General features: G+C 30.3%; 12 protein-coding genes. 3 read left to right on the top strand and 9 right to left on the bottom strand.

Annotation, left to right across the window (positions count from 1 at the left end):
* The first annotated feature begins 18 nt into the window (after nt 1-18).
* Complete coding sequence (locus QZ824_RS03950) at nt 19-1,056, top strand: aldo/keto reductase (protein WP_291274732.1); 1,038 nt, start codon at nt 19-21, stop codon at nt 1,054-1,056.
* Between the two features lie 123 nt (nt 1,057-1,179).
* Here the strand turns inward: QZ824_RS03950 and QZ824_RS03955 are convergent, their stop codons facing one another.
* The 9 genes from QZ824_RS03955 to panC all read right to left on the bottom strand — a co-directional run bounded on the left by QZ824_RS03955 (nt 1,180) and on the right by panC (nt 10,310).
* On the bottom strand, nt 1,180-2,997 hold the full coding sequence (locus QZ824_RS03955; protein ID WP_291274733.1) for a DUF4139 domain-containing protein: 1,818 nt from the start codon (nt 2,995-2,997) through the stop codon (nt 1,180-1,182).
* Between the two features lie 73 nt (nt 2,998-3,070).
* Nucleotides 3,071-5,011: a biosynthetic peptidoglycan transglycosylase gene (locus QZ824_RS03960; RefSeq protein WP_291274734.1), complete on the bottom strand. Its 1,941-nt coding sequence runs from the start codon at nt 5,009-5,011 to the stop codon at nt 3,071-3,073.
* Nucleotides 5,012-5,014: 3 nt separating this feature from the next.
* The gene (locus QZ824_RS03965) at nt 5,015-5,191 is read right to left on the bottom strand and encodes a hypothetical protein (RefSeq protein ID WP_291274735.1); all 177 of its coding nucleotides are present in this window, start codon (nt 5,189-5,191) and stop codon (nt 5,015-5,017) included.
* Nucleotides 5,192-5,206: 15 nt separating this feature from the next.
* Nucleotides 5,207-5,530: a hypothetical protein gene (locus QZ824_RS03970; RefSeq protein WP_291274736.1), complete on the bottom strand. Its 324-nt coding sequence runs from the start codon at nt 5,528-5,530 to the stop codon at nt 5,207-5,209.
* The gene (gene radA, locus QZ824_RS03975) at nt 5,530-6,891 is read right to left on the bottom strand and encodes a DNA repair protein RadA (RefSeq protein ID WP_291274737.1); all 1,362 of its coding nucleotides are present in this window, start codon (nt 6,889-6,891) and stop codon (nt 5,530-5,532) included. Before radA ends, QZ824_RS03970 begins: the two co-directional genes overlap by 1 nt.
* 12 nt (nt 6,892-6,903) lie before the next feature.
* Entirely contained in the window at nt 6,904-8,100 is a 1,197-nt protein-coding gene (locus QZ824_RS03980) for an alpha/beta hydrolase-fold protein (protein WP_291274738.1), read from the bottom strand.
* A 3-nt stretch (nt 8,101-8,103) separates the two neighbouring features.
* Complete coding sequence (locus QZ824_RS03985; protein WP_291274739.1) at nt 8,104-9,072, bottom strand: lysylphosphatidylglycerol synthase transmembrane domain-containing protein; 969 nt, start codon at nt 9,070-9,072, stop codon at nt 8,104-8,106.
* A 2-nt stretch (nt 9,073-9,074) separates the two neighbouring features.
* Nucleotides 9,075-9,425 carry an aspartate 1-decarboxylase gene (gene panD, locus QZ824_RS03990; RefSeq protein ID WP_014389542.1) on the bottom strand — a complete coding sequence of 117 codons (351 nt, stop codon included), beginning with the start codon at nt 9,423-9,425 and terminating at the stop codon, nt 9,075-9,077.
* 39 nt (nt 9,426-9,464) lie between these two features.
* The gene (panC, locus tag QZ824_RS03995) at nt 9,465-10,310 is read right to left on the bottom strand and encodes a pantoate--beta-alanine ligase (protein WP_291274740.1); all 846 of its coding nucleotides are present in this window, start codon (nt 10,308-10,310) and stop codon (nt 9,465-9,467) included.
* A gap of 104 nt (nt 10,311-10,414) precedes the next feature.
* Between panC and QZ824_RS04000 the strand changes: the two genes are divergently transcribed.
* Together QZ824_RS04000 and QZ824_RS04005 are read left to right on the top strand one after the other, a co-directional pair.
* Entirely contained in the window at nt 10,415-11,221 is an 807-nt protein-coding gene (locus tag QZ824_RS04000; RefSeq protein ID WP_291274741.1) for a glycogen/starch synthase, read from the top strand.
* A 59-nt stretch (nt 11,222-11,280) separates the two neighbouring features.
* Nucleotides 11,281-12,842, top strand: a 1,562-nt coding sequence (locus QZ824_RS04005; protein ID WP_291274742.1) for a DUF4270 domain-containing protein, incomplete at its 3' end; no start/stop codon positions are given.

Consider the following 12,842-nt stretch of genomic DNA (forward strand, 5'->3'; position numbering starts at 1 on the left):
TTTTGCTAAAAAAAAGCGATGAAATACATAACTTTACCTCATACTGAGCTAAGAGTAAGTGAAATTTGTCTTGGTACGATGACTTTTGGTAATCAAAATACCGAAGCTGAAGCCCACAATCAATTGGATTATGCTTTTGAGCGCGGCATTAATTTTATTGATACAGCTGAGATGTATCCTATTGGTGGAAATGAACAGATTTTTGGTAGTACAGAACGTTATATAGGTTCATGGTTAGCTAAAAACAAACATAAAAGGGATGAAGTAGTTATTGCAACAAAAATTGCTGGACCCAATCGTGGATTAGATTATATTCGTCAACCGTTAGATTTTTCAAAGAAAAGTTTAACAGAAGCTGTTGAGTTAAGTTTGAAGCAATTGCAAATTGACACCATCGATTTGTACCAATTACATTGGCCAGAACGTATTATGAATATGTTTCAAAAAAGAGGTTTAGAAAAAATTGATACTACTTGGAAAGAAAATATTGCAGAAGTTTTACAGGTGTTTGACGGTTTAATTAAAGAAGGAAAAATTAAACACATTGGAGTATCTAATGAAAATCCTTGGGGGGTTATGAAGTTTTTAAACGAAAGTGAAAAACAGGGATTACCAAGAATTGCGACTATTCAAAATCCGTATTCCTTATTAAATCGATTATTTGAAGTAGGACTTTCAGAAATATGCATGCGTGAGGAAGTAGGACTGTTAGCATATTCGCCTTTAGGTTTTGGTTTTTTAACAGGGAAATATTTAAATGGCTATCCAGAAAATGCCCGTATGACGTTGTTTAAAAATTTTGTACGTTATACCAATGATAACTGTTTTAAGGCTACTAAATTATACAAAGATTTGGCTGAATCAATAGGGCTCACTTTAACCGAATTAGCTATTGCATTTGTTAATCATCAATCGTTTGTTTCGTCGACAATAATTGGCGCTACTTCAATTGATCAGTTAGAAGAAAATATCAATGCTTTTGAGGTGCTATTAACAGATGAGGTACTTAACGAAATTAATAAAATACAAGAGATGATTCCAAATCCGGCACCTTAATTTAGAGGGCAGTCGTAGGTTTTAGTTTAAAATTTAAAAACCCGACAGGATTAAGAAACCTGTCGGGTTTAGTTTTATATTCAATTTCCTATTGAGTCCCAAAACTTAGTCTAAAAAGACCTCTTAAAGATTTCCTATGACTTTGTCTTTAGGGTGTTTTACTCGGTAACTAATTCTGTATTTTTTGGTTTCATTAGGTTTAAGTTTGATTTCCCAAGTTAATACCCCCGTTTCTTCATTGTGTTTGGCCCCGTCTTTGTCTAAATATTCAATCGTGATGTCTTTATCTGTACTCAATGGGAATTGGTCTTTTAATAACATTTGAATTTCCTCTTTTTTGTTGTTTCTTACAGTTATGTCATACGTAAACGTTTGTTCTTTATATGTGGATAAGAATTTGGTACCCGATTTATCAATTACTTTTTCTCTTTTTATGGCAATTTTTTTATCTCTACCCATACTCAAGTTCAAGGTGTCTTGTGTTTGATTCGGATTGATATAGGTTTTCCCTACACTCATGCCTTCAAAAATGATGTTTGCTTCACCTGGTAAAAGATTGTATTTGCCATAATCACTTAATTCCGCTAATAAAAAGGCTTCTTTTTCCATTTTTGGAACCGCATAATATTTATAGCTTGCAGGTAATTTCAAATCTTTTAAGGCTACACTGTGCATTTTTCCATTCGATAAAATATCATAAGGAATATCAATTTCAAAGGTAATGTTGAGTTGGTTTTCAACAATAGAGGTGTAGTCATTCATGTCTTTTGTGGTGACAACAATAACTCCATTAACTCCCAGTGAACCATAAATTGACGTTGCTTGTGCTTCTTTTAATATATTAACAGATTTTATAACTTCTGGAGATAATTGTGATAGGACTGATTGATTTGAAATTTGTCCATCTATTACAACTAAAGCATTATCATCTTCAGTAATACTTCTATTACCTCTTATTACAACTCTTGATTCAAAATCTTTATTCTCATTTATTTGCAATCCAGCTACTCTTCCGCTTAAAGCTTGTATAGAATTACTCATTGGCGCATTTTGATAATACTGTTGATTTGGATAGCCGTATCGTAAAAACCAAGCACTTAAAATAGGGGCAGTATTACTTTGATTAGGATTGCCGTTAGACAAAGCCAATTTTACTTTTTTCCAATCCACCCCTGTGTTTTGCATTACTTTTCCTTTGTATAATAAACTTATTGGAGTATTAGTGTTTTCTGTTCTTAAGTCATAAAATGGTTGCCAAGAAGCATTGTTTGTAATATAACTTATGTCTAAATTTACATTTCCAGCCAATTCATTCATCACTTGTAACACTAGTTTCCCTTTAGAAGCTTTTTCTTCTTTTTCGGTATTGATTTCAAGTTTTTTATTTAATAAGTCAATTTTTTTTTGAAGATTAGCTTCTTTGTCGGATAACTCATTCATGGCATTGTTTAATTGGGTGCGTTTGGTGTTGTAATACTCTACCAATTTCATTAATTCAGCAACATTTATACTCGAATTTTGCCCGGCTACTTGTTGGTTTTTGTCCAATAATTCAATGGTTTTTGAATGTGAAGTGCGCTCGTTTGTTAAACGTAATTTTGATTTTTGAAGTATTTCAATGCTGTCACGAACTTTTCTAATGTTAGGATTGTTTTCATCTATTTCATATTCTGAAATATAGTTCTGGGTAAACTGAATGGATAGAATAGTTAATGTACTTGGCGCACCAATTTGAATGGTATTTTCATTTAATTGATCGGCTACATTTTTAATTACTATTTCATGTGTACCTAGTGGTAAATTTACTGTTGTAGTTTGCACCATTTCTGCACCACTAAAATAAACCGTAGCTGCTTTAGTTTTAGCAGATGAAAAAAATGGTTTTTGACCAAAAGCTATACTTGTAATTAGTACTGTGAAAAATACAATATTTTTTTTCATAATCTATATTATTTACTTGTTTCTTATATAGATTACTAATTTAAATAAAAGGTTGGAAAGGAATTAAAAAAAATTAAAACTCGATATCATCAATTTCTTGAAGTGTGTCCTTTTCGGTTGGTTTAATTTTTAAAAAAGAACGTGCCATTCCCTTAATTTGTATTGGTAAATGTTGATTAATGGTATCCATTTCGGTTAAAAGCCCTCGCTTAAGCATTATGTTCTTAATGAAGTTTTGGTTTTTAACTACATACTCTTTTTGATTTCCATTAATATCAAACTGCCACATGAATTTTTTTGGTTTTGGTACAATAGAAGCTAGGAACAAACATTCATTTAAGTTCAACTCTTGTGGTCTTTTTTGAAAATAAAAAGAAGCCGCTTCTCCAATTCCATACACATTTGGTCCCCATTCGATAATGTTGAAATAAACTTCTAACATACGTTCCTTAGAAGCAATTCGATTGTTTTCTAGTATGTACACCAAAACAATTTCTTCTAATTTACGCGAGAGTGTTTTTTCTCGAGTGAGAAATACATTTTTGACTAATTGCATGCTTATGGTACTGGCTCCACGAGCAAATTTTTTTGTTCGTATGTTTTTAATAATTGATTGTTTAAATGCTTCTGTAATAAAACCTCGATGCTTCATAAATGAAGGGTCTTCACTGGTTAGAACAGCGTTTTTTAGAAGAATAGGTAAATTTTCATAAGCGGTAAAAAAAGGATTAGATGCACCAATTAAAATAGGTCGTTGCAGTATACCATTTTCAACCGCACGATAGGTAAATTCTCTATTTAGTTTTTCTAAGTCAGCCTCACCATATTTAATAATTTGTAGCTTGTTTTTATGAAATTGACTATCAAAAACTAAGGCTTCAGGTTGGTTTTTGTTGTATTCTAAATATAATGCATAGTTAAAACTACCTATGGCTTCCATACCTTCAAAATGTCTAAATAAGCCTTTTGGAAGAGATGAAATAAAGTTTTGTGCTTGAGTTTCGGGAATTTTAATTCTTAACTTATAAATAGTGTCTTTTTCTGTGCTATAGGATGCAAAGGGTTGAATTTTTAATTTATTCAGTAGTATTGAAGATGTGCTATCCAATGCAATGTATTTTTCTCCTATTAAAAAATTATAGTTGAACGCTGCATTTTCAATACTAACATCTTTACAAGCAATTTTGGGATGGTTTAGAGTTAAATTTGTAATAGAAGCTTTGCCTTCAAAATGCATTTCACTATTGCTAAAATCGATATTTTTAATTTCTAACTGAATGGATTTAAAATGGGATTGTAAGCCTAATCGTGAAGCTAGATAAGGAACAACAATGTTAGATTTATCCACGCTGTGAAAACGTAAATTAGCATTCATTTCCCTAGGGTCTGCTGTTCCTTCTAGGTTCCATTTTTGTTTTAACAGATCTTCTTTGACTTCTATTTTAGATTTTAATTTTTTATCAGTTAATTTTAATTCTTGCATGGTAAAAACGATTTTTTTACCATTATCGTTTATTTTCAGTGCCAAGTTATTTAGATGCATATCCGTTGGAACCAGATTAAGCAATTTTGTAATCAATTGGTATGCTTTTTTGGCATAATTATTTTGTGATGAACCAGAAGAAAGGGTGTCTTTTTTTAAAAAATTATCGAAATTTCTTCCTTTTTCATTTTTAACTAATTGAATATATCCATGATGCATTTCTAAATTTTTGATTTGTATTGTGCCTAGAATAATTCCAAAAGGATTAATTTTAGTTTTAATCGCTTGAACTGCCAGTAAGGTATCTGCTTGTTTAGGAATGAGATAAATATTTTGCAATTCAACGCCCGACAGGCCAAGTAATTCTGCTTTACTAAATGTGAGCATGCAGTTGTACTTTGTTTCTAATTTTTTTTGAATTTTACCTAAAGCATAATGTAGAATTTCGTTTCTAAATAGATATCCAAAAACTAAACTTATACTGAATAGTAATAAAAGTAATAAACTAAATATTTTAATTTTCTTTTTCATATCTTATACAGAAAGCATTTCTATGAATTGTTCAATTTCTAGTTTTTGATTGGAGTATTTTTGTTGTAAAACACCTCCCTTAGGCATTCTGTTATAATATTCTAAAGCTTTGTTTGCAAAGAAAAGTCTATGCTTTTTTGATGCATTTGGGACTTTTGGAAAAATTTTATGAAAGCACATTTCGTAATAAGCTTGTCATTCTCGTTCTTCTCTAATTTCAATGCTTAATGCTTTTGATTTTTGAATAACATGTACCATTTCGTGAGCCAATAAATTAACCATTAATTCCAATGGAAACTCAAATGTATTTTCTGGTATTCGAATAAAAATAGGTTCGCCAATTTTTCCTTCTGCCGTAAACAGAATATAGCTTGGATCAGCTTTTTCCCTTAATAAAATACCGCCGAAATTAGGTTGATTTAGTTCAAATTTATCAATAAGCAATAATGCGGCTTTTATTGTTTGACCTGTTTCATGATAATTTTTAATAAGTTGAAGAAAGGTTTCTTTTGATTCCATTATCCAAATAATTCTTGAACTAAATCTTCAACTTTGGCTATTAAACGTATATCAATTTTAAAATCTTTTGGATTGATTTTATTGAATTTAGAAACAAAAATAGTAGAAAACCCTAATTTTTCTGCTTCTTGTATTCGTTGATCTACACGGTTTACGGGTCTAATTTCTCCAGTTAATCCTACTTCTCCAGCAAAACAAAAATCTTTATCAATAGTAATATCTTCATTAGAAGATAAAATAGCCGCAACAACTGCTAAATCTATGGCTGGATCGTCTACTGTAATTCCTCCTGTAATATTTAGGAAAACATCTTTTGCGCCTAATCTAAATCCGGCTCGTTTTTCTAAAACGGCTAAAATCATGTTTAATCTTTTCAAATTATAGCCAGTAGTGCTTCGTTGAGGTGTTCCATAAACTGCTGTACTAACTAAAGCTTGAATTTCAATCATTAATGGACGCATGCCTTCTAAAGTTGTGGCAATAGCAGTACCTGAAAGATAATTTTCTTTATTAGAAATTAAAATTTCAGACGGATTAGAAACTTCTCGTAAACCAGAACCTTGCATTTCATAGATGCCTAATTCTGCAGTAGAACCAAATCGGTTTTTCAATGAACGCAATATGCGATATACATGATTGCGATCTCCTTCAAATTGAAGTACCGTGTCAACCATGTGTTCCAAAATTTTAGGTCCTGCTATTGTACCATCCTTAGTGATATGACCAATTAAAATAACAGGGACATTAGTTTCTTTAGCGAATTTAATTAGTTCTGCGGTACATTCTCTTATTTGTGATATACTTCCAGCAGAAGATTCTATATAATCTGTTTGTAGTGTTTGTATGGAGTCAATAATAACAACTTCAGGTTCAATTTCTTCTATTTGGCGGAAGATGTTTTGTGTTTTTGTTTCAGTTAGTATGAAACAAGTATCAGATTGATGCGTGATTCGTTCGGCACGCATTTTAATTTGTTTTTGACTTTCCTCTCCAGATACATATAATGTTTTATAAGGAAGTTTAAGCGATATTTGAAGTAACAAAGTACTTTTACCAATTCCAGGTTCACCACCAAGTAATGTTAAAGAACCCGGAACTAGACCACCACCCAAAACACGATTTAATTCCTCATCAGTAGTATTCATTCGTATTTCTTCGGTAGTGCTAATTTCATTTATTTTTAGTGGCTTAGCAACTTTTTTTGTATCAGAGTTTTGTGTTCTCCACGTTTGCTTTTCTTCTTTTTGAATGATTTCTTCAACAATCGTATTCCATTGTTTACAAGACGTACATTGGCCTAACCATTTTGAAAAATTAGTTCCGCAATTTTGACAATAAAAAGAAGTTTTGAGTTTGGCCATTGGTACTAAAAATTATTCGGTTTTAGGATTTGGTTCTTCTGTAGGTTTTGATTCCTCTATTTCTTTGTCTTTTTTTCCTTGTAATGCTTCTGCTCTTTTGAGAATATAGTCTTTAGTTAAATCTCCCACTTCACTTTGTGTAAATCCTTTTTGATATTCTTTAGCAGCTCTTTTAAATTGTCCAATTTTTTCAAAATATAAACCTCTTTGATAGGTTCCTAGCATGGTTTTAGGATATTGTTTGTCAGCATAATTAGCTAGGATTTCTAGCTCTGAATAGGCTTTGTTTTTTAAAATAGCAGCTTCAATTGCTTTGAAATCTGTGTACCGAGGCTGCACTTTTAAGCCAATTTTTTTCTCAATATTTTCATATTTATCAATTAGATATTGTGCATAACCGCTTTCTAATTTTAAAATTTTGTCATTGAATTCCAGTTTTGATATAGGTTGATATCCATTAAAAATAAAATAAAAGGCACTAGGAATGGCTTCTGCAACTAAAGAGTAATGAGATGTGTTTTTAAAAACATCATATCTATAAGACAAATTGGGGTTTTTTGTTTCTTTTAATACATCATCTATTTTTTTCGTGTTTTCTTGAATTTCTTCCAAATCAGCAGTTGAAGTAGCTAAATAATAAAACACGGGTTTTTGAATTTTAGCTAACCTATCAGTAATTCGGTTTTCCATCATTGGAGCTATTTCTGGTGAAAGCGAAATAAATGCGTTAAATATTGGATCATCCTTATATAAATAAAAATTTAAAAAACCACCTGTTGTATCATGACCTGCAATAATACGAAAAGGAAGTGTTCTATATTTAGATTGTACAAAAGGGAGTAATTCAAATCCAATGAATTCGAAAAATTTGGCACCTGATTTTGCGGGTAGCCCATCTTCCCCGTATTCACTATCTCTAAATCTAGTTTCTCCATAGTTTTGATTAATTGATACAATAATCATTTCAGGTAAATCATCCCAATAATTACCATATTTTAATATGCCATTGAAAGGATCTGTTAAATATTCTCCATCAAGAAGCACTAGTAATGGGTATTTTTTTTCTGGATTATTAGCGTAAGAGGCTGGTGTAATAATGGAAAAGCTTCGCTCTTCATTTAATTTTTTTGAAAATATTTTTTCATCTGTTTTCTGTGAGAATAGAAAACTTGTAGTTAGAAAAAATAAAATAAAAACGTTGAATTTCATTTTTTAGTTTTTTGGTTTATTATTGAATAGTGGTAGTAGTAAATAAGAGCAAAGCCCTAAGAGTATAGTTAAAATTGTTTGAGAAGTCCAAGTTAACCAACCGAAAGCTATTCCAATATCTTTAGGTACACCAAATAGTGAAAATATCATGGCTATCGCTAAAGGATAGGCACCTAGTCCACCGTTAGTGAATCCAACGGCTAGAGTGCCAAAAATAAATCCCATAACAACTACATCGAAATTTAAATTGGTAGTCTCAGGAAGCGCATAGATTGTTACATAAAACATTACTAGATAGGAAAACCAGATGAAGAATGAGTGGAATAAATACTTCCATCGATCCTTCATTTTATAAATACTTTGCATGCCTTCAATTAACCCAGCTAATTTTTTTTTGAGTTTTAGAATTATTTTCCATTCAGCATAAATCCAAATAAGAATAAAAATCACTCCGAGTATAACAAAAGTTAGTCCAAGTATCAATATTTTTCCAAGTGAAATTTTACTTGCAAGAAAATCATATAATTTGTCAAATTGAAGAAAAAAAGCAAGAACAACAAAAAGTAAAAATACTAATAAGTCTACAATTCTTTCTGCTACGATAGTACCAAAACCTTTATCAAATGGAACGTTTTCGTATTTTTTTAATAAAGCAGCTCTAGAAATTTCTCCTGAACGAGGAATAGTCAAATTAACTAGATAAGAAACACAAACAGTAAAAAAATCGTTATGAAATTTAGTTTTGAATCCCAAATGATTCAAAGCATATTTCCATCGATATGCGCGAGACCAATATCCAAATAAAGCAACGAAAAGAGATAAATAAATGTAATTGTAGTTAGCTTTTTCAAAACAATCTTTTATTTTATTAATTTCGCTTGAAGTTAGAGTAGAATATTGATAATATATAATACTTAACCCTAAAATTAAGGGAATAATAAGACTAATGCTTTTTTTTATATTTTCTTTCACGATTAAGTCAAAGAATTATCTTTTTCGTTTGGAAAAACTAAAGTTGGTTTGAAGGTTTTTGCTTCTTCAAAATCCAAAATTCCATAAGAAATAATAATAATGATGTCGCCTCGGTGAACTTTTCTTGCGGCGGGACCGTTTAAAGTGATTTCTCCTGTGTTTTTAGGTCCTTTAATTGCATAGGTTTCCAATCGTTCACCATTGTTAACATTAACAATTTGAACTTTTTCTCCTTCTATGATATTAGCAGCTTCCATAAGCGCTTCATCAATAGTAATACTTCCGATATAATTTAAATCGGCACCTGTAACAGAAACTCTGTGAATTTTTGATTTAACTACTTGTATTTGCATGAGGCAAAGTTAATTAATTCTTATAAATATTTGATATAATTATTTCATTGAAATATTATCAATCAAGCGAATATCTTCAATAAAGACTGCAATAAATCCTCTGTATTCTTTGTTGTCTTCTTTTGTGATACAAGGAGATAGCGTTTCTTCATCAGCTATTTCAAAATATTCTAATTTAAAATTGGAATACTTAGAGAATTCATTTTCAACTAAAGTTATAGTTTCTTTTGAAGAATGGTTTTGAAAAAATATTTTGGCTTCATTTAAAATTTTGAAAATAATAGCGGCTTCCTCTCGTGCTTCTTTAGATAATCGTTCATTCCTAGAACTCATTGCTAATCCATTAGTTTCTCGATGAATAGGACAACCATTAATTATTACTGGAATGCCGTAGTTTTTTACAAGTTTTTTTACGATTTGTAATTGCTGAAAATCTTTTTCTCCAAAATATGCTTGATAGGGTTGAATAATAGTAAATAATTTAGTCAAAATTGTGCCTACGCCATCAAAATGTCCTGGTCTTTGTTTGCCTTCCATTTGGTTTTCTAATCCATCATAATGGTATGAATTAGAGATTGTATTTCCTTCGTAAATTTCTTCTATACTTGGACTGAAAATTAAGATATCTTTTGATAATTTTTTTACTAAATCAATGTCTTTTTCTAGGGTTCTTGGGTATTTTTCTAAATCTTCAGAATTATTAAATTGAGTAGGATTTACGAATATACTTAAAACGGTTAAGTCATTGTTTTTTAATGATTCACTGAGCAAAGATAAATGCCCTTGATGGAGTGCACCCATAGTAGGGACAAAGCCAATTTTTTTGCTCTTTGAAAGCGAATTAAGGTAAGTTTTTAATTCGGTTTTTTTTGTAAATATGCTCATGTTGAAACAGAAATGAAATGCAAACTTACTATTATTAGTGAATAAGTCCATATTTTTTTGTAATTTTGCTCATCGAAAAATACAAATAATAATATTTTTTATTTATGACTGACAAGAGGATATTGTATGTATCATCTGAAGTGGTGCCTTATTTGGCAGAAAACGAGGTGTCTTTACAATCTTATGAATTGCCTAAAATTATTAATGAAGTAGGAGGGCAAATACGAATTTTTATGCCGCGTTATGGTAATATAAATGAAAGAAGACATCAACTGCATGAAGTAATTAGATTATCGGGGATGAACCTTGTTGTGAACGACATGGATATGCCTCTAATTATTAAGGTTGCTTCTATTCCAAAAGAAAGAATTCAAGTTTATTTTATTGATAATGATGATTATTTTAAAAGAAAAGCAACTTTTTCTGATGAAGAAGGTGTGTTGTATTCTGACAATGACGAGAGAGCTATTTTTTTTGCAAAAGGAGTTGTTGAAACAATAAAAAAACTGAATTGGGTTCCTGATGTAATTCATGTTCATGGTTGGTTAGCTTCTTTGTTACCTATTTACTTAAAAAATTATTATAAGAATGAAGGGATTTTTGGTGATACAAAGATTATTTCATCAATTTATAATCAGTCTTTTGAGGGGTTTTTGGATCTTGAATTAATAAATAAATTAGCTTTTGATAATTTGCCAATGGAAGCAATTGAGGTGTTTAAGGAGCCTTCATATGAAAACATGATGAAATCATTAATTGATCATTCCGACGCTATCATGATTCCTGTTTCAAGTTTATCAGAAGATTTAACAAATTATATACATACATCTAAAAAACCTTTTTTACCTTTCACCCCGAAAGATAAATTGAAGGAGGCCTATTTAGATTTCATTAAAAAAGAGGTTTTGTAATAATCTACATTTTGTTTTTGGGAATACTAAAAAAAAATGTTATAATTTTCGAATAAAAGATGAAAAATTATTTCAAGTTAATTTTATTTGCTTTTTCACTAGTTGTAGTTTCTTGTGACAAGGATTTTAATTCAGTTGGTTCAGATTTAGTTGGTGATGAGCATTTTAATTATGAAATTGATTCGCTTGCTGAAATAAAGGCATATACTAAAGCAACAGGAGAAGTGCAAACAAATAATTTGTCTGTAAATTCATTAGGGATTTATAAAAATGATGTTTTTGGTATAACTACAGCTAGTTTTGTGACTCAAGTAGGAATGACTGTTGGGAATCCAGATTATGGGACAAATGTTCAAATTAGAGATGTTTATTTGTATGTCCCTTTTTTCGTAAGTAATAAAGTCACAGATACTAATGGAGATTCTACTTATGAATTGGATTCTATATTTAGTAATAATTATGATGTTGATGCAAATTTAGATCAATTATCTTCTAAGAAATTTAAACTGAGTGTTTTTGAGAATGGATACTTCCTTCAGAGTTCAGAACCAAATGGAGATGTTCAGAAGTATTATTCCGATATGGGGTCTCTAATTGATTCTAATAAAAAAGGGAGTGATAGTAATGGAAATTCTGTAAATAATGGAAGCCGATTAAATGATGATACAGATGTTTCCCAAAATGATCAATTTTATTTTGATAAAAATGAAATAAAAATCTATAAGAAAAACACAGTAAATGGTAACTATGTTTATGTAGATGAAAGTGGTAATGAATTGCCAAATCAATCAGATGCAACTACATGGGTTGTAAAGGAGAGGCTGTCTCCAGGTATTTATTTAAAGCTAAATAAGAATTTCTTTTACAAGAAGTTTTTTGACGGTACTAATCCGGCTAATTTGAACTTAGCCAATATGGTTAATAATAATAATTTTAGAAATTATTTTAGAGGTTTATATTTTAAAGTTGAAGCTATAGCAGGAGTAGAAGCAGCTATGGCAATGTTGAATTTCTCTAAAGCTAAATTATCAATTGATTATTCATCTATCTCAACCGGTAGTACTTCGGTTACTGATAAAACAGCAACATTTAATTTGGGAATTAGTTCAGGAAATCAAACCATATCTTTAGTAGATAATAATTTCAAACAATCTTATTTAGATAATGGAATATTTAATCCTGAGAATAACAGTTCCAATAGTAATTATGGAAAAAATGAGAGATTATATTTGAAAGGAGGGGTAGGGTCGGTTGTTTATATAGATTTATTTGGTCCTGACACAAACGGTAATAATATTTCAGATCAATTGGAGTTGTATAAAAATAAAAAATGGTTAATTAATGATGCGTATATTGAGTTTTACATAGACACTAACGTTATGAATCAACTCAATAAAAAAGAGGAACCTTTAAGGTTATATTTGTTTGATGCAACGAACCAAATCCCATTAATTGATTTTACGGCTGACGCAACAGTAAATACTAACTCTAAGTTTAATAAAAGTATTTTTGGAGGTACAATAGATAGAGAAAACACTTCTCGAGGTGTTAAGTACAAAATAAGAATTACAAATTTAATTAATAATTTGTTTAATAGTACGAATGAAAATTATAATAAAAA

It is taken from the genome of Flavobacterium sp., from assembly GCF_021151785.1.
Classification (GTDB): Bacteria; Bacteroidota; Bacteroidia; order Flavobacteriales; family Flavobacteriaceae; genus Flavobacterium.